22 protein-coding genes are annotated in these 24,645 nt (G+C 63.9%); 12 read left to right on the forward strand and 10 right to left on the reverse strand.

Going from position 1 to position 24,645, the window contains the following annotated elements; translation table 11 throughout:
- Positions 1–65 precede the first annotated feature (65 nt).
- From HPY44_06500 to HPY44_06530, 7 genes are all read left to right on the forward strand, one after another.
- Positions 66–2,492 carry an AAA family ATPase gene (locus HPY44_06500; protein NSW55646.1) on the forward strand — a complete coding sequence of 809 codons (2,427 nt, stop codon included), beginning with the start codon at positions 66–68 and terminating at the stop codon, positions 2,490–2,492.
- Positions 2,476–2,928: a hypothetical protein gene (locus tag HPY44_06505; protein NSW55647.1), complete on the forward strand. Its 453-nt coding sequence runs from the start codon at positions 2,476–2,478 to the stop codon at positions 2,926–2,928. The genes HPY44_06500 and HPY44_06505 overlap by 17 nt, the downstream gene beginning before the upstream one ends.
- 28 nt (positions 2,929–2,956) lie before the next feature.
- The gene (locus HPY44_06510; protein NSW55648.1) at positions 2,957–3,931 is read left to right on the forward strand and encodes a Gfo/Idh/MocA family oxidoreductase; all 975 of its coding nucleotides are present in this window, start codon (positions 2,957–2,959) and stop codon (positions 3,929–3,931) included.
- A 95-nt stretch (positions 3,932–4,026) separates the two neighbouring features.
- Positions 4,027–4,650 (forward strand): prepilin-type N-terminal cleavage/methylation domain-containing protein, encoded by a 624-nt coding sequence (locus tag HPY44_06515; protein NSW55649.1) that lies wholly within the window; start codon positions 4,027–4,029, stop codon positions 4,648–4,650.
- 132 nt (positions 4,651–4,782) lie between these two features.
- The gene (gene dhaK / locus HPY44_06520) at positions 4,783–5,796 is read left to right on the forward strand and encodes a dihydroxyacetone kinase subunit DhaK (protein NSW55650.1); all 1,014 of its coding nucleotides are present in this window, start codon (positions 4,783–4,785) and stop codon (positions 5,794–5,796) included.
- Positions 5,793–6,437 (forward strand): DAK2 domain-containing protein, encoded by a 645-nt coding sequence (locus HPY44_06525; GenBank protein ID NSW55651.1) that lies wholly within the window; start codon positions 5,793–5,795, stop codon positions 6,435–6,437. Before dhaK ends, HPY44_06525 begins: the two co-directional genes overlap by 4 nt.
- A gap of 159 nt (positions 6,438–6,596) precedes the next feature.
- Positions 6,597–7,613, forward strand: coding sequence for a M28 family peptidase (locus HPY44_06530; GenBank protein NSW55652.1), 1,017 nt, complete (start codon positions 6,597–6,599; stop codon positions 7,611–7,613).
- Between the two features lie 150 nt (positions 7,614–7,763).
- On the opposite strand, the gene dsrH is transcribed toward HPY44_06530, so the two are convergent.
- The 5 genes from dsrH to HPY44_06555 form a co-directional block, all read right to left on the reverse strand.
- A complete protein-coding gene (dsrH, locus tag HPY44_06535; protein NSW55653.1) occupies positions 7,764–8,057 on the reverse strand; it encodes a sulfurtransferase complex subunit TusB in 294 nt (97 codons plus the stop codon).
- Between the two features lie 67 nt (positions 8,058–8,124).
- Positions 8,125–8,478 (reverse strand): DsrE family protein, encoded by a 354-nt coding sequence (locus HPY44_06540; GenBank protein ID NSW55654.1) that lies wholly within the window; start codon positions 8,476–8,478, stop codon positions 8,125–8,127.
- Positions 8,479–8,562: 84 nt separating this feature from the next.
- Positions 8,563–8,913, reverse strand: coding sequence for a DsrE family protein (locus HPY44_06545; protein NSW55655.1), 351 nt, complete (start codon positions 8,911–8,913; stop codon positions 8,563–8,565).
- A gap of 11 nt (positions 8,914–8,924) precedes the next feature.
- Entirely contained in the window at positions 8,925–9,419 is a 495-nt protein-coding gene (locus HPY44_06550; protein NSW55656.1) for a DsrE/DsrF/DrsH-like family protein, read from the reverse strand.
- 15 nt (positions 9,420–9,434) lie between these two features.
- Positions 9,435–9,659 (reverse strand): sulfurtransferase TusA family protein, encoded by a 225-nt coding sequence (locus tag HPY44_06555; protein NSW55657.1) that lies wholly within the window; start codon positions 9,657–9,659, stop codon positions 9,435–9,437.
- A 448-nt stretch (positions 9,660–10,107) separates the two neighbouring features.
- On the opposite strand from HPY44_06555, the gene HPY44_06560 reads away from it, so the two are divergent.
- Positions 10,108–11,037 carry an NAD-dependent epimerase/dehydratase family protein gene (locus HPY44_06560; protein NSW55658.1) on the forward strand — a complete coding sequence of 310 codons (930 nt, stop codon included), beginning with the start codon at positions 10,108–10,110 and terminating at the stop codon, positions 11,035–11,037.
- An 85-nt stretch (positions 11,038–11,122) separates the two neighbouring features.
- Here HPY44_06560 and HPY44_06565 read toward each other — a convergent pair whose 3' ends face one another.
- Complete coding sequence (locus tag HPY44_06565) at positions 11,123–12,268, reverse strand: RNA-directed DNA polymerase (protein NSW55659.1); 1,146 nt, start codon at positions 12,266–12,268, stop codon at positions 11,123–11,125.
- A 468-nt stretch (positions 12,269–12,736) separates the two neighbouring features.
- Between HPY44_06565 and HPY44_06570 the strand changes: the two genes are divergently transcribed.
- Both HPY44_06570 and HPY44_06575 read left to right on the forward strand, forming a co-directional pair.
- Complete coding sequence (locus HPY44_06570; GenBank protein ID NSW55660.1) at positions 12,737–14,530, forward strand: WecB/TagA/CpsF family glycosyltransferase; 1,794 nt, start codon at positions 12,737–12,739, stop codon at positions 14,528–14,530.
- 66 nt (positions 14,531–14,596) lie between these two features.
- Positions 14,597–15,523, forward strand: a complete 927-nt coding sequence (locus HPY44_06575; GenBank protein NSW55661.1) for a sugar kinase — start codon at positions 14,597–14,599, stop codon at positions 15,521–15,523.
- A gap of 379 nt (positions 15,524–15,902) precedes the next feature.
- Here HPY44_06575 and HPY44_06580 read toward each other — a convergent pair whose 3' ends face one another.
- Positions 15,903–16,703, reverse strand: a complete 801-nt coding sequence (locus tag HPY44_06580) for a sugar phosphate isomerase/epimerase (protein NSW55662.1) — start codon at positions 16,701–16,703, stop codon at positions 15,903–15,905.
- Positions 16,704–16,754: 51 nt separating this feature from the next.
- Positions 16,755–18,722, reverse strand: a complete 1,968-nt coding sequence (locus HPY44_06585) for a hypothetical protein (protein NSW55663.1) — start codon at positions 18,720–18,722, stop codon at positions 16,755–16,757.
- 308 nt (positions 18,723–19,030) lie between these two features.
- On the opposite strand from HPY44_06585, the gene HPY44_06590 reads away from it, so the two are divergent.
- Positions 19,031–20,005 (forward strand): carbohydrate kinase, encoded by a 975-nt coding sequence (locus tag HPY44_06590; GenBank protein NSW55664.1) that lies wholly within the window; start codon positions 19,031–19,033, stop codon positions 20,003–20,005.
- A 305-nt stretch (positions 20,006–20,310) separates the two neighbouring features.
- Here the strand turns inward: HPY44_06590 and HPY44_06595 are convergent, their stop codons facing one another.
- A complete protein-coding gene (locus tag HPY44_06595; protein ID NSW55665.1) occupies positions 20,311–21,744 on the reverse strand; it encodes a fucose isomerase in 1,434 nt (477 codons plus the stop codon).
- A 310-nt stretch (positions 21,745–22,054) separates the two neighbouring features.
- Between HPY44_06595 and HPY44_06600 the strand changes: the two genes are divergently transcribed.
- Complete coding sequence (locus HPY44_06600) at positions 22,055–22,999, forward strand: sugar kinase (GenBank protein ID NSW55666.1); 945 nt, start codon at positions 22,055–22,057, stop codon at positions 22,997–22,999.
- Positions 23,000–23,244: 245 nt separating this feature from the next.
- Here HPY44_06600 and HPY44_06605 read toward each other — a convergent pair whose 3' ends face one another.
- A complete protein-coding gene (locus HPY44_06605) occupies positions 23,245–24,408 on the reverse strand; it encodes a PQQ-binding-like beta-propeller repeat protein (protein ID NSW55667.1) in 1,164 nt (387 codons plus the stop codon).
- Positions 24,409–24,645 lie beyond the last annotated feature (237 nt).

Raw genomic sequence — 24,645 nt, forward strand, 5'->3', positions numbered from 1 at the left:
CCGAAGGCATCCCGCAGGACCGTGTCCGAAACCGGACCCGTATCGTGTCCCGAGGTGAGAGTCAGTTGATCGATCAATACCGCGTGAAGCCGGACAAGCTGCGCTGGGTGTGCGATCCGGCCAAGCTGGGTTTCGAAACCACCGACCAGCTCAAGGAACTCACAGGCCCCATCGGTCAGAGCCGGGCCGTGGCGGCCCTTGAATTCGGGGTGAATATCCGTAGCGATGGCTATAACGTGTTCGTCATGGGCCCGGTGGGCACTGGCCGCACGACCACGGTTCGGGAGACCCTCGCCCGCGTGGCCGAGAAGCTCCCGCCCGCACCGGACCTGTGTTTCGTCCACAACTTCCAGAACCCTGACGCGCCCATCGCAATCACCCTCCCCGCGGGAGAGGCCTGCCGGCTGCGCGAAGACATGGAAGAGCTGGTGGAGGATGTTCGTCGAAACCTCGCCAGCGCTTTCGAGAGCCAGGAGTATCTGGACCGGCGCGAGGACGCAGTGCGCGAATTCCGGGAGAGCCGCCAGGAGGAGCTGGCGGAGTTCGAAAAGGAAGCACAGGCGGCTGGGATGGTTGTGGGGCGCGGACCGGCGGGGATTATCGTCGCTCCCGCGAAAGACGGCGAAGTGATGAGCCCCCAGGAGTACGCCGACCTACCCAATGATGAGCGCAAGGCACTGGACGAGAAGCGGGTCGAGCTTCAGGAGAAGCTCAACGACATCCTGCGCAGGCACCGCCGCGAGGAGAAGAAAACCCGGGCCGAAGTGAAGAAGCTGGACCAGGAACAGGCCCAGTTCGCCATCGGCCACGTCTTCGAGGAACTCCGCCAGTCCTACGCCGACTATCCCAAAGTGCTCGAATATCTGCAGCACGTTCAACACGACATTGTGCAGCACGTGGACGCCTTGCGCGAACATGAGGACGAGCAAGCACCAGAAATGCCCCTGGGATTCCAGGCGCCCTCGGGCGCCTCTCGCTTTGACCTCTACCAAGTCAATGTACTTCTCAGCTGCGACCCGGGGCAGGGCGCGCCGGTCATCTATGAGCCGAACCCCACCATCGACAATCTCACGGGCAAGGTCGAGCACCGCAGCCAGATGGGAACCTTGATCACGGACTTCACCATGATACGGCCCGGCGCATTGCACCGCGCCAATGGCGGATACCTTATCCTGGACGCTGACACACTTCTGCGCAAGCCGTATGCCTGGGAAGCCCTGAAACGCGCGCTCAAGAACCATGAAATCCGCATTGAAAGCCTGGCGGATCAGTTGCGGTTCATGGCCACCGTCACCCTGGAGCCCGAGCCCGTGCCTGTGGATCTCAAGGTGGTGCTCGTAGGCACACCATACCTTTACTATCTCTTGTATGCGTACGATGACGACTTCCCGAAATTATTCAAGGTGAAAGCAGATTTCGACACCAGCACGCCCCGCTCAAACCGCGTTGTGAAGCAGTACGCGCGTTTCATCGCGACCCTGTGCAATAAGGAGAACCTGCGACATTTTACCGCTCCTGCGGCGGCGCTGGTCATCGAACACGCGGCGCGCCTGACCGCCGACCAGATGCGATTGTCCACCCGGTTCATGGAAGTCGCTGACCTCGTGCGTCAGGCCGCATACTGGTGCAGTCACAACGGACATGACTACGTGCGCGCCGAAGACGTGCGCCGGGCGCTGCGCGAGCAGATCCACCGCTCCAACCGCATCGAGGAACGCCTGCAGGAAATGGTGGACCGGGGCTTCATCTTCCTGGACACCACCGGCGAGAAGGTCGGTCACGTCAACGGCCTGTCCGTCATCCCCTTGGGCGACTACTGGTTCGGCCGTCCGGGCCGTATCACGGCGCGCACCTATCCGGGCAAGAGCGGGGTCATTCAGATCGACCGTGAAGCCAAGCTTACCGGGCACATCCATGACAAAGGCGTCCTGATCCTCAGCGGGTTCCTCAATGCCCGCTATGGAGACCAGGAGCCCCTGGCGCTGTCAGCGAGCATCACTTTCGAGCAAACCTACGACACCGTGGAGGGTGACAGCGCGTCCTCAACCGAGCTCTACGCGGTCCTCTCGAGCCTGGCGAATGTGCCCATCAAGCAATCCATCGCGGTGACCGGATCGGTGAATCAACTTGGCGAAATCCAGCCCATCGGCGGCGTCAACGAGAAGATCGAGGGGTTCTTCCGGGCCTGCAAGTCGAGGGGACTTACTGGTGAGCAGGGAGTTCTCATCCCCAAGGCCAACCTGCCCCATCTCGCGCTGGACTATGAAGTTGTTGAGGCCGTGGAAGCCGGCCAGTTCCACCTCTACGCGGTCTCCAACGTGGACGAGGGCATGGAGGTCCTCACCGGCCTGAAGATGGGGCGCAAGGACAAGAGGGGCAAGTACCCCAACGGGACCATCAACCGTAAGGTCGCCGATACCCTCGCCAGGTACTCGTCTGCGGTGGACGGGGGCAATGGCGGTGACAGTAATGAGGATGAAGACGAAGAGTAGACTCTTCTTTGTGGCGGCCGTCGCGCTCTACCTGTGCTGCGCGCCGGGCTGCGGCTGCGGCAGGAGAACAGAGAAGTCGGATGTCTCCGACCTGCGCATAAGCCGTTACCGCTTGAACGTGGATGATGCCCACCGGGTGGCGCGGGTCATGGCCGAGGTCGAGAACACCGGCAAACGCGAGGTTCCCGAAGCCGTCATTCTCGCCACTCTCCGCGGACCTGGCGAAGACCCGTACAAGGCCGGGCGCGCCGTAGTCAAGGACATCCCGGCGGGGCAGTGCCGATCATTCAGCCTATCCATTGAGGCCCGCGGAGCCGAACGCGATGTGGACTTCGCGATCCTTGCCCCCGATGATCCCCGCGCTGCCGAGCCAGTGGCGCCGGAAGCTGGAAAGCTCAGCGGAGAGCGCAAGCCCGCGACCAACCCGAAGCGATGAAAGCATTGCTCGAGAAAGGAGCATCCCCATGCCTGACAAGCTGCGCGCCGCTGTGATTGGAGCGTCCGGGATCGGAAAGCACCACGCCAAGTGGTTGCAGGTGCTGGGGTGCGACGTGAGCTTCGCCGGCACCTCGCAAGAGAAGGTTGACGCCACCACAAAGGTCCTCCAGGACCTCTTCGGCTTCACGGGTAGGGGATACGTGGGGGTGGAAGCTCTTCTCGACGGCGCCCATCCTGATCTGGTCGTAGTCGCATCCCCCGCGCCCGTGCATTTCCCCCACTTCATGGCCGCGCTTGATCGAGGCTGCCACATTCTCTGCGAAAAGCCCCTGGTCTGGGATGAGACGCGAGCGATTCCCGACCTGCTGGCGGAGGCCTCCCGGATGGTTCAGGCCGCGGATGAACGCGGGATAACTGCCGCCGTGAACACCCAGTACGTCACCGCGGTGGACCCGTACTTCGACCTTTGCGAGCAAGCCGGGCACTCCGTGGATCGCGCCCGGTTCTCCCGCTTTTATATGCGGATGGACTCCCGAGGCGGGAAGTCCGGCGCCAGCGGGGAGAAGATCTGGATCGACCTCGCACCCCACCCACTTAGCGTGCTGGTCGCCTTCGCCGGGCCGGGTCGCGTGAAGCCCGGCACCGAACGCTGCCGGGTACAGGAGAGTCGGGTGGATGCCGGCTTTACCTACGTACGGGATTCGGGCGGCGAAGTCGAAGCGTCTATCGAGACGGTCAATGTCCCGGATGGACCACTTTCCCGTTGCTTCGGAATCGACGACATTGTCGCACACTACGAAGGTCGCAACGATGAGTCCGGGGTCTATGCGGCATACCTCAAGCTGGGCGATGCTGAGCTGAAAGCGACCGATTTCATGCAGGCCTCCATCAGCCGCTTCGTGGAGGCAGTGCGCGGGAACGCGGGTCCCGCCGCCGACCTCAGATCCGGACTGACCAACCTCGAGCTTCAGCTGGGCCTGCTGGAAGTATCCAGGAAGTAAGCCGCAGGCCGCATTGTCCGGTGCGGGTCGGACAACCGCCGTTCATATCAGGCGCCGGCGCATGACCAGTCTGCAAACCACACGGGGGGTCCGGTGTGGCCAAACGCGGGGGGCTCACACTCGTCGAGATGCTGATCGTGGTCGCGATCATCGTCCTGCTCGCAGCCATTATGCTGCCGGTTCTCGAGCAGGCCACGAAGCACGCCGAAGGCGCGGTCTGCATCTCCAACATCCGTAATATCTGCACGGCGGCGGCCGTCTATGCAGACGACTGGGATGGCCGGTGCGTGCCCGCCAGAGTGAGTGGTCCTGCGGGCACCTTCGGCACCTGCTGGGAAGTCCTCCTCATGCCGTACACGAAATCCAGTCTGCTCCTCCTGTGCCCCACTGACCCCATGCCCTCGGCGACGCGAAGCTCGGTGAGCCTCAAGCACAGCTACGGCATCAATCTCGACGTGGCCATGGTCGGCGGCTACAACGGAAACTCTCTCTGCTACAACATGGTCGAGCGCCCGGCAGAGACCATCCTCTTCTTCGACCTGCGCGGCGGTTCGGGTTCCATGGGCGCTAGCCGCCGGCTCGACGGCCTCTCGAGGGTCGATGCCCGGCACAACGATGGCGCCAACTTCGCCTTCGTGGCGGGCAATGCGCGGTGGTGCAGGGTGGAACAGACAGAGCGCATTGTTTCGGGCGACTGCACCATGTGGGAGCCGTGGTGATCAAGACTTCCAGCGTTCCGGGAGGCAGACTGACTTCTGGTTCCCCAGGCTACCCTCGCGAAGGTCCCCGATCGCCCCGCGACGAATAGAACCTCGTCGTTGCGGCCAGTCTCGCCCCAGGAGGGCTTTCCTGTGAAGAAGATCATCAACGACCCCGAAGCCTTTGTGGATGAAGTGATCGAGGGCATCCTGCTCGCGCACCCGAACCATCTCAAGCGCTGCGACAACACCGAGCGTGGCCTCATGCGCGCCGACGGCCCCATCGAGGGCAAGGTGGCTATCGCCACCGGCGGCGGTTCCGGGCACATCCCCGTCTTCCTGGGCTATGTTGGCCCCGGCCTCCTGGATGGCGTCTCCATCGGCAACGTCTTCTCTTCTCCCTCGGTGGACGCCATGGTGGAGGTAACCAGATCCATCAACGCGGGCAAGGGCGTGCTCTACCTGTACGGCAACTACTCGGGCGACACCATGAACTTCGACATGGCCGCCGAGATGTGCGAGATGGAGGACATCGAGGTCCGCAGCGTCCGGGTGCGCGATGACGTGGTCTCCGCCCCGAAAGAGGCTGCAGAGACCCGGCGCGCCGTAGCGGGGATATTCTTTAGCTACAAGATCGCGGGAGCCAAAGCGGACACCGGAGCCAGCCTGGATGAAGTCACCGCAGTTGCCCAGAAAGTAGTGGAGAACACCTGCAGCATGGGCGTCGCCCTGTCGCCCTGCACCATCCCCGCAGTGGGCAAGCCCACCTTCGAACTGGGCGAGAATGAAATGGAACTGGGCATGGGCATCCACGGCGAGCGAGGTATCGAACGCGAGCCCATCAAGACCGCCGACGAGATCGCAGACATCATGACCAACCGTGTCCTGGATGATCTGCCCTTCGTCTCCGGCGATCGCGTCGCGGTTCTCGTCAACGGCTTGGGCGCGACCCCGCCCGAGGAGCTCTACCTGCTCTTCCGCAAGGCCAGCCAGGTCATCGCCTCACGGGGCGTGTCCATCGAACGCGTGTTCATCGGCGAGTACGCCACCAGCATGGAAATGGCCGGGGCGTCCATCTCGCTGCTCAAGCTGGACGACGAACTGCTGACGCTTCTCGACGCTCCCGCCTATTCGCCCTTCCTGATGCAGTGGAGGCAGTCCCGATGAAGACCGTCCTTACTCGCGCCGATGCCGGGCCGCTCGCGGAGAAGATCGCCGCCGACCTGAACGCCGCTGCGGACGAGATCACCGCCCTGGACCAGCAGATGGGCGACGGTGACCTGGGAGTCACCTGCCGCCTGGGCATGAAAGCGGTGCTCGACGGCCTGCCCGCTCTGGAGGACGCGTCTCTCGACCAGATCCTCCTGAAGTCCGGCATGAGCTTCAACTCCGCCGGAGCGTCGACTTACGGCGCTCTCGTCGCCACTGCCGCCATGCGCGGGGCGAAAGTCGCGAAAGACCGTGGCCTGGACGAGTGGGACCTTCAATCCATCGCCGCCGCCGCTCGCGCTGCCGCCGAGGGCATCGAGCAGCGCGGCAAGGCCCAGCGCGGCGAGAAGACAATGCTGGACGCCTTGTGGCCGGGGGTTGAGGCCCTCGAATCGGCTTCAGCAGCCGGGAAGAACCTCGCCGAAGCTTTCGCCGACGCAGTATTGGCAGTGGAGGCCGGCGTGGAATCCACGAAGCCACTCAAGGCCAAGTACGGTCGCGCCGCCTGGCTTCAGGATCAGACCGTGGGAGTGCAGGATCCGGGCTCAACCGTGGTCCTCGTGGTCTTCCGGGCGATCGCGGAATACGTGGCGGGGTGAGGGGCTGGAGCCGCCGTTCGGGTGGCGCAAAGTGAAAGCCCTTCGCTCTGGCCTTCCGGATGGGCCCCGCAGAGGTGACCAAGGCCGCGTAACGGACACGGTGGACCCTGTTCAGCCCAGCTCTTCAGCCTTCGCAGTTTCGGATGAGGGGGCGGTTCCATGCGCGCGATGGCTCTTCGGATAGTCCGGATGCTGGCGCTTCTCACCCTTGTCGTCACGCCCTGCGCCGCGCTCAGCATCTCCCAGGTCGTCGATGAGATCAGCCTGACCAGCTATACAGCCTACCTCGCTGGCGACGACTTCCTCTACACTCACCTGGGCGACAGCCGCGGCCTGGGCAAACCACAGCACGATCTCGCCCGCGACAACATCTACAACGAGTTCGCGAGCTTCGGCCTGACCACCGAACTGGACAGCTTCCACTGGTACAATTCGGGCAATACATACTACGACGGCGTGAACGTCGTCGGCGTCCTGCCCGGACTGAAGCGCCCCAATGACCTGTATATCATCGGGGCGCACTATGATTCCGTGAGCGTCGCGCCCGGTGCGGATGACAACGGCAGCGGGGTCGCGGCCGTTCTCGAGTGCGCCCGAGTCCTGTCGCAGTACAGTTTTGACGCAACCCTGGTCTTCATCGCCTTCGACTGCGAGGAGGTCGGGCTGGTGGGCAGCCGCTGGTGGGTCCATGACAACCCCGGCGCCAATGTGCTGGGCATGCTTTCGCTGGACATGATCGCCTTCAACTACACGGACGATCCGAATACGAAGGACCGGGTGTTCGTGCTGGGTCCGAGCACTGGCGGCTATGCCGCGCTGAAGCAAGCCTTCGCCGACGCGGTCAACCAGTACGGGAACGGAGTCATTCCCGTGCAGTACACGGCCGTCTCGAACAGCGACCACTACCCCTTCCAGCAGGCGGGCTACGCTTCGGCGCTGGTCATCGAACGCGGCTACTCATACAACACGAACTACCACAAGTCCACGGACGCGGTCGAGTCGGAACTCTACGGGCGGCCCTATATCGACACGTGGTTCGCCCACGGGATCACCCGCGCCACGGCAGGCTGGCTGGCGACGGAGGCGAACCTGAATGTGCCGGAGCCGGGAACGGTGGCGTTGGTCCTGCTGGGTTTGGGTCTACTCGGGGTGAAAGTGCTACGCCGGCGGGGGTGATTCAGTGAAGGGAGACCGGTGCTCTTCGCCTTTGCATGTCCCTTTCAACCGCAGGGAAGCGGCCGTCTGCGGTCGCCGAGAGGGACAGGACCAACCGCCTCGGTCAGGACCCGCCGGACTCAAGGCAACCATTCAGCCGTCGTCGCCCGCTCAATGCACCGACCGTTCATATTCCACGATCAGGTCCACGAAGCCGGGGTAGTCCACTGTCTCGAGGTTAGTCCTGACCGCTCGCGCGTCCAGGTCCGGCTGCAGCGCGCAGATGCGAACACCTCGCGCAGCGGCCGCCTCTATGGCCTTCGAGGCTTCTGTGGTTACTGGCGCTGCGGCGTAGACACCGTCCTCGATCAGCAGCACGCAGTCGCCTTGCACCGCGAAGGCGACTTTCTTCGCCTCAGTCGGGTCCTGGTGTGGGGCGTGGCTGAGGATGAACAAAGTGGGCATGTTCTTGGCCCCCGTGTCAGGTTCGCAGGGCCCCCCCTCGAAAATGAGGGAGGGCCGTGTCTTTTGCTCAATAGGTCATGACCATATCGGCCTGGGCGATAAGCTCTGCGATTTCCTCATGGGACACGGGCCTGATTGCCGGATCGAGCCCATCCACCGATAGCCCGCGCTCATTCAGGGCGTGCTCCTCAACCAACAGTTCAACGTCAAGGTCGGCCAGGCTCTGGATCAGTTGCAGGGCGTCATTCCCGTGGATCCCTTCCGGCCGCTGCCCGGGAAGCACGGCCCACGCACCATCGTCCATGAGAAGATAGCTGATCTGGAAAGGCATGGTGCCGAAGCCCATACAGGAACGCACACTTTCGGGGATTGCGGCGGACCCGTAGGGTGCAGTTCGGACCAGGAAAAGCACTCGCTTCATGATAGTGAGGCTCTACCCCTTCTCGCTGAGGCGCAGGGCAGGGACGCCCCAGCATCTGTTTTCTCACGTAATCAGACCGCGCGGTCAGTACCCAAAGCAGAGCACTCTGTCGGCGCTCGCAACCATCTTCCCGAGGGTCGCGATACCCGCCATTTTCAGTCCCTCCGCAAGGTCGGACCGCTTCTGACCGCGGAACTGGCAGCATGCGCCACACCCCTGGATGTTCACGCCGCGCTCCAGCAGGGCGATAAGCTCCTCCGTCAAATTGCGCTCACCGCCCGTCCTGCAATCAGCATTCATCGCAACCACAGCGTCTTCGGCCAGGAATATTCCCACCGTGTGCCCCTTGTCCAGGGCGCTGTTTGCAACGTCGATCACAGTCTGCAAATGCTGGAAAGCATAGGGCCCGGTGCGCACCACGAGAACAATGTCCATGATCCCCTCCATCAGGAGATAAAGAGGTTGATCTGAGCGTCACTTGCCTCGCCTACATAGGTCGCGGCGCCGGCCACTTCCACACTGTCCAGCAGTTCCTCGCGGCAGATGCCCATGGCGTCCATGGACATCTGGCAGGCGATCATCCGCACGTCCAGGTCCTGTGCTGTCTGTATCAGTTCAGGCAGGCTCGCAATCTTCTTTTGGGCCATGATCTGCTTCATCATCCCCGCGCCCAGCCCGCCCATGTTCAGCTGGGACAGGGGCAGACTTGCCGCGCTCTTGGGCAGCATCCACGCCAGCATCTTCTGCATCCAGTTGCGCTTGCAGGCTACGGCCGGACCGCCCTTCTTGAGCGCTGACAGGCCCCAGAAGGTGAAGAACATGGTGGTCTTCATCCCCATGGCCGCGGCGGTGGTGGCGATGATGAAGGCACCCATCACCTTGTCCATGGAGCCGGAAAACACCACAATAGTCGCTTTCTTCTCTGCTGACGCGTCAGGCATCCGCGCGCTCCTTCCCTAGGCAATCTGGATGACGGCGGTGTAGACGCCGCCCTCTTCATTGAGCGAGACAAGGGTGTGACCCTGTGCCTCCGCCCAGGCCTGAACGTCGGGCTCGAACCCGGGATCGTCGGCCAGTACGGTGATGGTGTCGCCCGCGGAAAGCTCCTTGACTGCCTTGGTCATCTTCACGATGGGCATGGGGCAGGCAAGTCCCTTCGCGTCCAAGGTAATGTCAGCCATGATCCCACTTCCCTTTCAGGTAATATGCGAATACTCTAATAATATTCCGCGGTTATGTCAATGCACTTCTCTACAAATCTTGGCGTGGACAGTGACAGCCGCTCTTGTCAACAGGAGCACCTGTTTTCCGGGATGCGCGCCGGCTAACGCCGAATAGGCATTCATCGTGCCCCCGGCCCGAAGCCCTTGCCTCACAGCCCGCGAAGCGGGCGACGGCCTGCCGCTGGGGGCGGAAGCCCCCGGATTGCCGCCCCGCAATGCGCCTTGGGCCCACGAGGGGGGCGACAGGCCGTTCTTCACGCACCGGACGCCGGCCACACACGATCCGGTACGCATCTCGCAGAACCGATGGTATTGCTATTGTCAACTGTTTTGTTGCGCAGCGGCGCCTGGTGTGATAGCTTTCTTGCCTGATAGCCCGATGCGTCTACTCCCTGGAGGGTGCACTATGAAGATCCTTGTCACCGGCGGCGCAGGTTTCATCGGCTCCAATGTGGTTGATCGGTATATCGCCGAGGGGCATGAGGTCGTGATCGTGGACAATCTGTCCACCGGAAGGAGGGAGAACATCAACCCGGCCGCGACCTTCTACCCGGTGGACATCACCGACCGCCAGAGCCTGGTCGGCGTCTTCGAGCGTGAACGCCCACAGATTGTCAACCACCACGCCGCCCAGATGGATGTGCGCAAGTCTGTGGAGGATCCGGGGTTCGATGCGGGCATCAACATCATCGGCAGCCTGAACCTCATCGAAGCCGCGGTACATAGTGGCGTGGAGAAGATGATCTACATCTCCAGCGGTGGCGCGATCTATGGCGACCCCGAGGAGATCCCCGCTACCGAGGAGTGCGCAGTCCACCCCATCTCACATTACGGCGTCTCCAAGTATACCGTCGAGAAATACCTGTGGCTGTACAACCACAATGAAGGCCTGCGGTACACCACCCTGCGCTACGCCAATGTCTACGGCCCGCGCCAGCGACCCGACGGCGAGGCCGGCGTAACCGCCATTTTTTCGGGTCTCATGCTCAGCGGGCGCCGGCCCACGATTTTCGGCACAGGCGACAAGACTCGGGACTACGTGTTCGTCGAGGACGTTGTGGAAGCGAATGTGCTGGCCCTGGACCGGGGCGACCAGGAAGCCTTCAACATCGGCACCGGAGTGCGGACATCGGACCAGCAGGTATACGACACCATCGCCCAGGCAACAGGCTACCAGGAACCGCCGATCTACGGTGATGAGCGCAAAGGCGACGTGAAGCACTCGGCGCTGGACTGGTCCAAAGCAAAGCGCGTCCTGGGTTGGGAACCGAAGTACACTTTCGCCCAGGGCGTAGCCAAGACCGTGGAGTATAACCGCCGGCAGTTGGGGCTCTAGCCGGTCGTTTGCCCCTGCCTTTGTTCGTCCATTCCTGTCCCGCGCGGCGGTGGCAGGACAGCGGGCATTGCGGGTGATGCAGCGGTCAGCCCTTCGGTGACGCCGTGGCTCCCCAATCCACTTCATGGAATGCCGCAAGCAACTTCGCGCCCTGGTCCGGATTTGCCATCTTGACCAGGGCGATCTTTCCCCTGAGCCGTTCCTTGAACAACTCGTCTCCCTCACGGTTCTGACTCTCAACCCCGTGCACCTTGCAGTTGTGCAGGATGGCTCGGAGCCGCCGCACCTCGTCCCTGCCGATGCCCGTGCGTTCGTTGACCACAAGCCCGGTCACGCTCTGCCTGCGGTTGTGGCGCATGATGCGGGTCTTGTGGCGAGCCACTTCGAACCCCTCTTCGGAGATAATCGCCCGGGCGATGCCGATGAGCCGGCCGGGCCGATCCGGTCGCTGGAAATGCCCCGAGAACGTGAGGTCGTCGCCATATCGCGTGTAGGTTGCGCCGAACTTCCGCGCGAGCCCCGCCAGCCTTCGGTCCATCTTCCAGCAGATGAGATTGGATATCGCCGGGCTTGTCGGTGACCCCTGGGGCAGCGCGCGTCGTCTGCCGTATGCGCAAGTGCACAGCATCGACAGATGCCAGGCCACCTCCTTGGAGTAACCCAGCCACTCGAACAGCCCCACCACCGTAGCCATGGAGACCGAGGGGAAAAAGTCCTCCAGGTCCATGCTCACAACGACGCGCTTCCCCACGTGAGCGGAGGCATTGGACACAATTGAGCGTCCGCGGATAAACCCGTGCGCGGCGGAACTCACCGGAACGCGGGCCAGAATCTCGTGGAATATCCAGTCCTGCGCCCTTCGGGTTTCGGCTTTCGGGGCACACAGGAGACGCTCCCCGCCGCTCTTCTTCGGCACGCGCCGGCGCACGTAGTGGTCGCAGGTCCTGTCCCGGCACGGCCAGGTTAGCCACCTCAGTTTCCCGGTAGTGACGCCCAGCGCGGCAGCGAGGTCTTCTACCGTCGCGAGAGCCGGCAGGTCAAATCGCGCCAGTTCCGCGGGCCGGAAGGTGGCTTCCGGCCGACCGTACCGGTGACGGCGTGGCCGGCGGCGCCGGGGCCTGGGCAGGAAGTCCGGCTGGCGTCGCCTGCGGGCCTCGGCGCGGGTCATGCCCGGGGGAAGCGGCGTTGCGGGGGGGAACAACATGCCTCGGAGCCACGAGAAGAAGCCCATGAATGTGATCTCCGCAGCCTGTGCACATTCGAACCGATCATGACGTCCGCGAGCAGGGCGGTCCTGCGAGACCATTGCAATGGTCCGCTTGCCATGCACATCCCGGCTGCCCGCGAAGCGGAGCTGCCGGGATTGCCGGTGGATACGGCGCGAAACCCGCACCGCGGCGTAACGCCGCGGCGATCCACTTCTTCCAGTGGATTGTCGAACGCCAGGACCGCCCCTGCTCGCGATGTAAAGCAGCCGACACCAACATTGTTCGCGGTGCGTGGAACCGACACCTTCTTCTCCGAAGGAAAAAGTGCTCCGTGGGTCCTGCTTCCCGTCAGCTGCCGTTCTGTCGGGGCAGTCGCGGGCGAGACGCCCGCGCCACGCGGGGGAAGCAGGACGCGTGGGCTCGGCGGTTGACGCGCATCCCCCGACGGCCTATCCTTGGCGCAATCACCCTGCGCGGAGTCACTTGAGACGATGATCAGCCCGTGTACGAGCGCGTTTTCCTGGTCACTGCTGGCCTCCCTGGTGCTGACGGTCATGTCCGTGCTCCTTGGTCGCCGCGTACTGGACCGCATCGCTCCCGAGTCTCGGTATGACCTCACCGGCCTCGTGATCATTGGCTCCGTCGCCCTTGCCGCCAAGAGCGCAGGAGTGGTAGACCTTCCCGCCATCGACTGGGTACTCATTTTCTCCGCGGCAGTCCTGGCGCTGGGCATCTTCTTCGATGAGCAGCCCTCCCCGTGGTACTGGCGCGCGGTTGCATTGCTGGTAATCGGGGTTGCCCAGGCCTTCGCCGGGGTGCGCATCGAAGCCCTCAAGATGCCCTTCTCGATCCACACCGCGCCGGTGGGCATCGCCGGAATCGTCATTACCGCCTTGTGGCTGGCGCTACTCGCGGGTCTCTTTGGACGGTCAGGAACTATCGGCGCGGTACCCTCGGGAGTTGGCCTGCTGGCAGGGCTCACCTTCTGCGCGGTCGGGGCCATCCGCCCCGACCTCGCCAACCCGTCGGGTACCTTGCTCGGGGCGGTCATTGCCGGGGCCTGTCTGCCGGTTCTGCTCTTCTCGCGTTTCCTGCAGCGCAACGGAGCCACTTCGGGCGGCTATGTAATAGGCTATCTGTTGGCGATTGCCAGCATCCTGGGGGCACTGAAGAACACGGCCTTCCTGGTGGCCGCAGTTCCTCTCCTCGTGGTTGGGGCGCCCCTGTTCGCCGCCTTCTGCCTGGACATCGGCCAGCTGCGCCCAGGCCGTGGTGCGATCACCCTCGAGCGCCGCCTGCGACACCTGCACGAAGTCCTCCTCGCCCAGGGGTACACGCCCAACCAGGTGCTGGAGATCATTCTTGCAGGAACCGCCTATCTGTGCGCGGTAGCGCTGCTTCTGGTCTACCTCGTGGAACTGCATTTCCTGCTGAAAATCCTGCTCCTGCTGATTCTCGCGCCCGGCGGGCTGGTGGTTTTCTACGTAGTGCTACGGATGATGGGGCGACCAGGCATCTTCCAGGCGGCGGATGAGCCCGCGCCCGTACATATTCTCGGCGTCAAGCTTCACCCGGTCACCATGGACAAAGCGCTGGCCACAGCCGAGCGCTTCATCCGCGAAGACCGGCCGCACATGGTGGTCACTGCGGATGCTTCCGGCGTCATCCGCGCCGTGGACGACCCTCAATTCCGCGAGATCGTGAACGCCGCCGACCTCGTCACCCCCGACGGCGCGGGTGTGGTCCTCTCCGCGCGCCTGCTCAATATCCCGCTCATCGCCCGCTGCGCCGGTTGCGACATGGTCCAGGGCCTTTGCCAGGTTGCCGCGAAACTTGGCCGCCCCGTATTTCTGCTCGGCGCCGCGCCCGGGGTCGCCGAACTCGCCGCGCAGAAGCTCCAGGAGCATGTTCCGGGGCTGGAGATCGCGGGAGTGCAGGACGGGTACTTCAAGCCTGAGGACGAACCGGACATCATTGCACGCATACAATCGACGCGTCCGGCGGTGCTCTTCGTGGCCCTGGGCATCCCGCGCCAGGAGATATGGATCCGCACCCACCTCGAAGAGCTTGGGGTACCGGTCTGCGTGGGCGTCGGCGGCAGCTTCGACGTGATCTCCGGCCTGAAACAGCGTGCCCCCGTGTGGATGCAGCGGGCCGGCATCGAATGGCTTTATCGCGTGGCGAAGGAACCGTGGCGCCTGCCACGCCTCGCCGCATTGCCGCGAATCGTCTGGCTCACGTTCCTGGAACTCCTGCGCGCACCCGGGCCCACCGAAGAGACGTGAGCGCGCACTGACCCCTGCGCCGACTGTTTCCGGCGCGTACACCAGAACCGCAGAGGACATCGCACCATGGACAACTCGATCCTCGTCGTCGGCTCCATTGCACTTGATTCCGTGGAGACGCCTTTCGGCAAGCAGGACCGGGCAATCGGCGGTGCAGGCACTTATAGCGCCTTTGCCGCGAGCCTCCTGTCGCCGGTGCGTCTCGTGGGCGTGATCGGCGACGACTTCCCCCAGGACGCCCTGGACAAACTGGCCGCCCGCGGGGTAGATCTAGAAGGTGTGGAACGCATCCCAGGCGGCCGATCCTTCCACTGGGCCGGGCGCTACGAGTATGATATGAGTTCCGCCACTACTCTCGACACTCAGCTCAACGTCTTCGCGGACTTTGACCCCGTGGTGCCCGAGAGCTACCGTGATTCCGCTTACGTGTTCCTCGCCAACATCCAGCCCAGCCTGCAGCTTTCGGTGCTGGACCAGATCGACAAGCCGAAAATGGTCATGTGCGACACCATGAACTTCTGGATCGAGAACGCCCGGGATGACCTTCTCCAGGTGCTCAACCGCGTGGACGTCGCATTGATGAACGACGCGGAAATCCGTCAACTCACAGGCACGCCGAACCTCGCCGCAGCGGCCGCGCAGGTGCTGGAACTGGGCCCGCGCCATGTGGTTATCAAGAAGGGCGAGTATGGGGCTTCGCTGGTCTCCGCGGACGGTCACTTCGCTTTGCCGTCGATCCCGCTGCACACGGTGAAAGACCCCACCGGCGCCGGGGATTCCTTCGCGGGCGGAATGATCGGTTTCATGGCCTGGCTGGGTGCGCATGACGGAGACGCCTTGCGCCAGGCACTGGCTTGCGGCACAGTTTGCGCCTCGGCGTGCGTGGAGGATTTCTCGCTGGACGGCCTGAGCGCGCTGACCGTCGAGGACCTCTATCGCCGTTATGAGGCCCTCCGCGGGATGGTGTATTTCGAGGAACTCCCGGCGAGGTAGAGGGGCGGCCCCCCGGGACTCCGCCGTCGGCCCTCAGGCCCCGGAGTGGCCGTCCGCCGATAGCCTCAGGGGCTCCTGGAAGATCGAAGGGGAATGCCTGATTCCACCAGCTTGCGCTGGTGGCAAAAGGCCTGCGACCCTGCGGGGCTGGACGGCCAACGGCAAACGGCGCCGACCGGGACGGTCGGCCTACGCGATCGACGGGACGCCCGCCCCCAGCGGCTGAAGGCAAAGGGCGGATACCTGGGCCGCGTCTCCGCCGTCCCCGGTTCCCCGTACCGCTCACGCTCAATCGTGCCGCCACATGCGGAAAGCCGCGCGCACCCATCGCTGTCACAGGCACGCGCGGCTTTGTCATCTCCCGATGCCTCTCGACGCCCTACGGCATCACGGACTTCAGCGCCTTGCAAGCATACGCCGCGGTCTCCGCAAGCGGCTTGGCCCACCAGGCTTCGCTGAACACTTCCACAGACACCGCCCCCGCGAACCCGTTCTCCGCCAGCCGTCGCAGGCTCTCGGTCAGCGGCAAGACCCCGTCACCGGGCATCACGCGGTGCGAATCGTTCATCTGCATGATGTCCCCCGCGGGCACGTCATTGATGTGCACGAGCCCGACCTCATCGCCCCTGGGCAGGCTGAAATCCTCCACACAGGTGCCTCCCCGGTAGCTGTGGAAGGTGTCGATCAGCAGCTTGCCGTTGGGGTGTCCCGCACGGCGCACGATGTCCAGGCCCGTCGCCAGGTCCTTCACCTGCTCGAACATCCCGATGTACTCCAGCGCGAAACTGATGCCTGCCGCGGCCCCGATGTCGCAAAGGTTCCGGAAATCTTCAGCCGCCGCATCCAGGTCGCCCACTCCTCCGGAGGCGCAGGCGATCACGATCGGGCAGGTGGCCGCCGCCGCAATCTCGGCCCGGCGCTTGCATTGGTCCAGCACATCCCGCAGGCCGTCCCCCGAGTTCCACATCCACCCGCCGACGAAGCACATCTCGGACACCGATATGCCCTCCTGCACACACGCGGAAGCCACATCCGCAGCGGCCTTCATCGGGTCCGGCTCGCTCTCCAGCACGTCGGCCCAGATACCCACGCTCTCGAACCCCGCGGCAGCCGCGAGCTTGATGCCCTCAACAGTGTTCAGGCCTTTCTGCAGCGTGATCAGGTTGAGGCAGGTCTTCATGAATGATCCCTCTCGTCCGCCGCAGTGGGCGGTGTGATTGCCTGACGCGCGTCAGGGGGTAAGGCAGATGATCTTGGGCTCGAGGCCGCCGAACCGGACATGCAGGCGGTTCCCGTCGACGTCGACCGTATCCAGACCCAGCGGCACGGTGATTTCCTCGAAGGCCCGCGGGAACACGAAGTCCGCTTCCAGCGCCTCGTCGCTGCTGTTCACCGTGCACAGGTAAGTCTTGCCATCCTTCGCGTACAGCCGCCAGGCGACCTCCTCCGGCGCGTCGACCTCCACCGGCCGAACCGGCTCATCCACGGACAGGAGCACCGGAATGAACTCGGCAATCTCCCCAGCGAGCCGTTGAACCACAGGCCACTTGCTGTCGAAGGGTTCGCCGAGTCGCTCCATGCGCCAAAGGTCCATCCATGAGTAGAAGATCAGCCCGTTGGCCCCGGCGCAGATGCACTGCCAGGCCATGCTGCGCATCTCCGTGAGAGACGGCCCGCGCACCACCTTTGACGTGTCCTCCTTCGCCCGGTAGGTGCTCCAATTGAAGATCTGCGGTACCATCCAGACCGGTTTGAAGCCCAGCGTGCCTTCCACGGTCTTGCGCGCAAAGACCAGGGCTCTTCCGGCATGGCTGCCGGGGATCGGGTACGGATCGGTGCCGATGACGTCGAAGGTTCCCAGATACCTGCCCACGTCGTCCACCTGATACAACACAATCCAGGTGGGTCGGCCCGGGTCAAGCTCCTCCATCCACTCCTGGTGCTTGCGCAGGCTGGGGTACATGCTGGCGGGCAATTCGTCGTTGGTGTACCAGGCGATGATCGCCGGGTGATCCTTGAGGCGGTTCACGTACTCCGCGATCTTCCGCCGCTCGTCCTCCTCGGTCTTCAGGCCGTGCTTGCCCACGAAAAAGTCCTTCACGCTGTAGATGACCTTCAGCCCGCGCTCCTGCGCAAGGTCCAGCTGCTCCCTGCCCACATTGGGCGAGTCGTAGGGCATCAGGCAGTTGAAAGCAGACTTCGCGTAGATGTCCAGCTTCTCAGGGGTCATGCTGGTCTTGTCGCCGGAGATCACATTCCAGTAAGTGCCCAGGGGGAAGAAAGGCTCGCCGTCCACGATCAGCCGGTGGTGCTCGTCGATGTATGCCTTGGCCGGCGGCGTCTGTGCGGTGCGGGTGATCTGCACCGACGCCTCACCCGACAGGCCGCGGTCGGGCACACTCGCCCGGCCCACCAGTTCATAGGTGCCCTCCGGGAGCGTCTCGGCCGCGAATTCGAAAGTGGCCGAAGTACGGTCGCAGGACACGGGAGCGATCTCCGCCAGTGTATCGCCCTGCGCATCGAGGATCGCAAGGTCAACATTCGCCGCGCCGGCCGGCAGGTTATAATCCTCGAAGTTCAGCCCCATGCGCACCTTGACCGTGCCCTTCACCGCCCGGCCCCGGTACAGGTTGGTGGCGATGCCTTCCACCAGCGGGCCCTGATACAGGCGCACGGAGACATCATCAAACCACGCCGTGCCCACCCCGCCCTGGCGCACATAGCATAGAAGATTGGTGGATGTCGCTTTCTCCGGAATACGCCCGGTGATGCCGTGAACGCGGGTCCATTCCCGCGTGTCCCCCCGGATTCCGCCGGGGTACGTGCCTCCCAGGAAAGTGTTGCCCTCCCCCCACGACTCCAGGCAGATCGTGGCCCCGCCGCCGGACCCGCCCAGACCTTTGGTGCGCACCCAGGCCTCGATCTCATAGCGCTTGCCGGGCTCGGGCTTCACGCGGATCGAGCACAGGTCGTAGCGACCCGGGTCGTCGTTCTGCCATTTGAGGCAATACTTGCCGCTGCGAGGGTTCTCGGTGGACAGGGAGACGGACTTCAGGCCCTTCTTCCAGCCCTCGGGCCAGCCGTCGGCGTCGAGCGTTTCGAAGCCGGGGTTGGCCACGAGATTCGGCGCATCCTGCGCCGGCGCGGGGAGAGGGGTAAGAAGCAGCATCGCGGCCGCAAGTGCCGTGAAAGCGCGCATCGGATCACCTCATCGGCGACAAGTCGGGTCTGCACTTCGAGTCCGCCAGCTCAGGCTGGTGGCAAAGGGCTCTCGCTGCTGCGGAGCCGAAAGGCGAAAACCGCCGTGTGTCACCCCGGGCCCCGCCTGGTCTGCCTGGCCGATTGAACACTGCTTCGGCGTCGCCGAACGCGCTGGCGCACGCACTCACTCGTTTCGGCGGAAGGATTCCCGTTCGTGCGGGGTGAATCCTGCTTCCGTGAGGGCGCGGGGGACGCGCACTATTCCGGGCTCCATCTTCGGAGTCCACGAGCCGGGAGATTACGCCCATGCCTGACATCATCTGCCTGGGGGAAGCCCTCATCGACATGGTCTCCACCCAACCGGGTCTCGGGCTGGTGCCGTCCACTTCCTTCGAGAAGGCCGCCGGAGGCGCCACCACCAACGTCGCCGCCGGGGTCGCCATTCTCGGCGCCGATGCAGGCATCATCTCCAAGGTCGGGCAGGACCATTTCGGCGAGTTCCTCCGCCAGACTCTCTGGGATGCCGGCGTGAACATGGACCACTTCCTGCTCACCCCGGAATACGCTACCCAGCTTGCCTTCGTGGCCATCGACGAGCGCGGCGTGCCCGATTTCAGCTTTCATGTGAAGCAGAGCGCCGACCAGATGCTCATGTTCGAGGAGTTGAACGAGGACTATATCCGCTCCGCTCAGATCTTCCATTTCGGCTCCATCACTCTTATCAATGAGCCGGTACGCAGCGCAACTCTTGCGGCCATCGACATCGCTGCGGACGAGGGCGCGCTCATCAGCTTCGACCCCAACCTGCGCCCACCACTCTGGCCGGACCTGGATGTTGCCCACGAGTGGATCTGCAAGGGCATGGAACTCTGCGACGTGGTGAAGGTGAGCGAGCAGGAGATGACATTCATCACCGGCCTCGAGGGCCCGCTGCAGGGGATGCAGGCATTGTGGGAGATGGGCCCGGAACTGGTGGCGGTCACCCGCGGCGGCGACGGCTGCTTCTACTACAATGGCGAGATCGACGGCGAGAGCCCGGGCTTCACCGTTCCCGTGGACGAGACCACCGGCTGCGGCGACGCTTTCCTGGCGGCGATGCTGGTGAAGCTGCTGGAGAGCGAAAACGACGTATCCGACATGAGTGCGGAGGAACTTGAGGAGCTGTTCCGGTTTGCGAACGCCGCAGGTGCCCTCACCGCCACGGGCAAGGGCGCGATCCCATCACTCCCCACGCGCGAGGAAGTCCACGAGCTGCTGGGGATTGCGTCCGAGGAGGAGTGAGAGAAGCGGCCCATAGCGTCCGCGCCGTTGTGCTGCCGTTCGCCGTCAGCATGGGCCACCCTCCAAACACGGGTGCCACTGTTTCTGGCGAAGCCAAAGCAGTGCTGGACCAGCAGAGCACAACAGGCGGGGCCTGGTGTGGCACGCGGTACTGCCGTGCGCCGGGCGCCTTCAGCCCCGGAGGGGCCGTCCGCCCGTAGCCAGGGGCGGGAGCTCCTGGTACCGGACCTTCCCTTGATCCCACAGGAGCTCCGAAGGGGCGGCCGAATTCTTGGCCTGCGGGCGCATGGCGCGCCAGACTCCCCTCACCCCCTCCACCAATACTCCTCCAGCGCCTCCGCGCCCGGGTCAATCGGGTCTGCCTGCAGGCCCGGAATGTACCGGCACGCCTCCTGCAGGATCGCCGAAACCTTGCCATGCACCACCGCCACATGGTGGATGTATGGCCCGCGAATGAACGCCCGCTCCCATTGCAGCCAGTCGTTCATCTCCACCCACAGGTAGGTCCCCACCGTTGACGGACCGCTCGTCCCTCTCGCCTGGCCGAACCCCAGCAGGAACCTGTCGCCGTCCGATGCAAACCGCGCGATGGTCACATCGCCGCCGCGCACCCGCCAGTGGCCCACACCCGCTTCGGCGCCGGGCATGATGAAATGCTCGCCCACTTTCGGCTTCACTCCCTCATCCGCCAGGGAGATCGGGAAGGACCCGCAGTGCCAGAGCAGTTCCGCGTTATCATTCTCCGGGTGGCGGTTGGTGAGATCGGCGAAGAACGGCGGGTTCTCATGGAGTGTGGCCGCCTGCAACAGGGTCGCGGCGATGGCCCCGTACACGTCGCTCTCGCAGATGACCGGCACACCTTCCACCGTGAGCAGGCTGTGGGCGTAACACGGGTAGATGCCGAACTCCTTCTGCATTACCGGGAAACACTGCAGCGCGATAGCCGACAGTCCATGGCGCTCGGCCACTTCGCCCAAAGCGATTTTCAGCGCGGCGATGGCGTTGATCTGATCCGCGCCCAGGGACTCGAAGGCCACCTGCTGGTGCATGAACTGGACCACGAAAAGCAGCTCGTCGGTGGGGTCCGCCAGCAACTGTCGCATGCGCTCCACGACATCGCTGATGTACACCTGATACACCTCGATGCCCAGCTTCTCCAGCAGCCCGGTCTCGTTCACCATGACCGTCCAGAAGAAATCATTGCGCTGGCCCACCTGACCGATCCGCAGCTTCCGGGCGGCCTTCACCACGGAAGCGACCTGCAGGAAGGAGAGAATGCCGCGATCCAGCACAGGGTCATCCATGCGGCAGTTGGGGATGTACGTGAAAGGCACGTTCATCTGCCGCAGGATCTTGCTCGTCGCAAACAGCCCGCACTGGGTATCGCGCAGGCGTGTTCCGTCAGACAGGGGCATCTCATCTCGCGGCCCCCACAGGAGATAAGGCAGGCCCATCTCGCGACCGAGTTTCGCCGCCACGTCTTCCGTTCCGAAATTGCAGTGGGGACAGAAGATGGCGTCCACGTCGTGGGCCCGGAGATGGGCGACTACCCCGGGCAGGTCCTTCTCCAGGTACAGCATCCCGTCACTCGTGAGCCCATCGATGGATACGAAATCCACGCCAAGGGCACCCAGGCGCTCCTGCACCAGCGCCTTGTACCGCGCGGCGTCCTCCTGGCTGAAAACGAACTTGCTTATAGGCACATACCCCAGGCGTACGGATGCGAGTCCCCGGACCATGGCGAGCTCCTTTGTGCTGAGGGTGGCAGATGAATTGGCCAAGATAACGCCGGAGACCTTCCCCCTCCGGCAGGTGGCGGGCAGCCCGGCAAGGAATTGGGCACTGCCGTCCCGGGCGAGTATCATCCCACTGTGCGCCCTCATGCGCGATGGGAGACCGTACCCGGTTCGTGGAGCAGGGACGGCCAAGTCGTATTGGGCGCGGGCACTGCCTCGGGCCTGAGGCCCGGAGCCGGATGCCAATCCCCAATGCGGTGGCAAAGGCGCAAGCCGTGCCTCCTGTCAGGAACACACGCGAAAGGTGATCACCATGCCCGGCAATGAAATCATGTCTATCGGTGAACTGATCGTGGAGGTCATGCGCAAGGAGGTGGATGTGCCCCTCAGCATCGCCGGTGACTTCGTGGGACCCTTCCCCAGCGGCGCCCCGGCCATTTTCGCCGACCAGGCCGCGCGCCTGGGCCATTCCGTGGGCTTTATCGGCTCATGCGGCGCGGATGACTTCGGCGACTGTCTGGTCTCCCGCTTCGAAGCCGACGGTCTCGATGCCTCCACCGTGCGACGCGTGGAGGGCGTCGCAACCGGCGTCGCCTTCGTCACCTACTTCTCCAATGGCGACCGCCGGTTCCTTTTCCACATCGCCAATAGCGCGGCCGGGCATCTGCCCGAACCCACTGCCGAAATGTTCGAGGGCACGAAGTGGCTGCATATCTGCGGCTCAACGCTCTCTGCAGGGGAGGATATGCGCCAGAAGTGCTATCACGCCTGCGAGCTTGCGGTGGCCGCAGGCGCGAAGGTGTCCTTCGACCCTAACCTGCGCCCCGAACTGCTGGGTGGCGAGGAGCCCCTGCGCCGGGTCTGCAAGCCGGTCATGGATGTGGCCGCCCTGGTCCTGCCCAGCTCAAGCGAGGCCGAAATCCTCTCGGGCGTGGCGGGTGCGGATGAAGCCTGCCGGGCACTGCTGGCGGGGGCTGCGGAAGTCGTCGCGCTCAAGCAGGGATCGGCGGGGTGCAAGGTCTACTGCGCGGATGGGGAGTACCAGGTGCCCGCGTTCCCGGTGGAAGCAGTCGACCCCACGGGCGCCGGGGACTGCTTCGACGCCGGGTTCGTTGTCGGCCTGCTGGAGGGCAAGCACCCCGCGGAAGCGGGAAAGCTCGCCAATGCCTGCGGTGCTCTTGGCGCAACACGCAAGGGCCCGATGGAGGGTGCATTCCCATTGGCTGACGTGCTCGAGTTCATCCAGAAGCACAGCTGAACCGCAGACACCGAAATCCTGAAAATTCCAGAAGAAAAAACCAAGAGAGATGGAACCCTTCTCTGGATGAAGCGTTTGTAGTGGGACATATAGCTCGATCAGGGTTATGCTTCGTCCAGGGGGGTCTTCTCAGAGTTCGCAACCTTGGACACGAGGCGCCCGCCAGGATCCACAGGTGGTCGGGAACAGCATCTGTGTGGTTCGGGCGGGTATTTTTTTGCCCGGAGATCTGCGTGCCGGCAGCGTCAGTCCCCGCGACGCCTCACCTTCGGGGCCTGGAAGGCCACCACCTGGCCGTCCTGGGTCCCCGCTATCACATACTCTCCAACGGCGACGATACTGCCTCGTACAGGCGTCGGGCACTTCCAGCGGTGTACAATGCGCCCGGTCTTTGCATCCAGGGCCAGCAGCATCCGACTTCCGTTTCCACAGTAAATGAGCCCCCCACTGAGGATAGGGCCCGCAGAAAGCTCACGCCCGATGTCCCGCATCCACCGTGGTTCGAAGGGGCCGTCAGCCGGGTCGTCGGACAGGTCACTGGCTACCAGCCAGCCGTCAGTGCTCGCCACGTACAGCAAGTCACCGTCTGTCAAAGGATCTACCCGGATAACCCCAAGTCCCGGCATCTCCACATGGCGCGTGACCATCCCCGAAGCGGTGTCCAGGAAATAGGCGCGTCCGCCGTCGGTTCCGAATACAAGTTCATTCCCCACGGGCACCGGGCCGGCGTTGATCGGCAGTCCCAGCCGCCTGCTGCGCCATCGGGCAGGCTTGCCGGTCTTCGCGTTCACACACACGATCCGTCCGTCCGAGGTGCCGAACACCAGGGCGCCGCGCAGGTAGGCAAACCCGCTGTTTACGGGCGCTCTTGCGTGTGAGCGCCAAATCTCGACCCCTGTTTTCGCATCAACGGCATAGACATTGCCGTCATCACATCCCAGGTACAGGAGGCCATCGTGCAAGAGCGGCTTGCAGCGTATCGGGTCGCCGGTGCCCATCTGCCACCCCGGCTCTCCGGTTCGGCGGTCCAAAGAGGTGAGCCGGCCTTCGTCGCTGAAAACCAGGATGCGATCGCGCAGGACCACGGGCGGTCCCCCAGCCCCCATGTAGGGCCGGAAAGGATCGGGCCAGACGACCGACCCATCCTCGAGCCGCAACGCCTGGGCAAGGCGCCCGGGGGAAGAGCAGTACAGTACGCCGCGATCGTAAGTCAGGAAAACAGGGGCGCGAACGAACAGATCTGTCACCCAGATGTGGCTGTCGGCGCCCAGCCGGTTGACAAAGATGACGCCCAGCACAGTGCACACCAGCACTGCCAGGCCGATGACCAGGCGTTTCTGGGCCTCCTTGCGTCTGCGTTCCTGCCATCTGCTGCGGTAGTTCATAGTGTAGGCGCCGCGGCGCGCCACCGATTATAGCACCTGCGGCGCGAGGCGAGAAACCTTTGGGCAGAGCCCCCCAAACGGGCCCTAACTTGACAGGGGCAGACCGCCCGCACAAAATTGTCACACGACAAGGCAGCAGCAACTCACACGCGGCCGTCTGTTCCATCCGCGCTGACCCTCTGCTCCGGGCGCCCGTTCCCGGGCCTTGCCAACCTACAGTCGCACAGGGAGACTCACCGTGAGAGCCTACCAGACATACAA

Source organism: Armatimonadota bacterium (assembly GCA_013314775.1).
In the GTDB taxonomy this organism is placed as follows: domain Bacteria; phylum Armatimonadota; class Zipacnadia; order Zipacnadales; family JABUFB01; genus JABUFB01.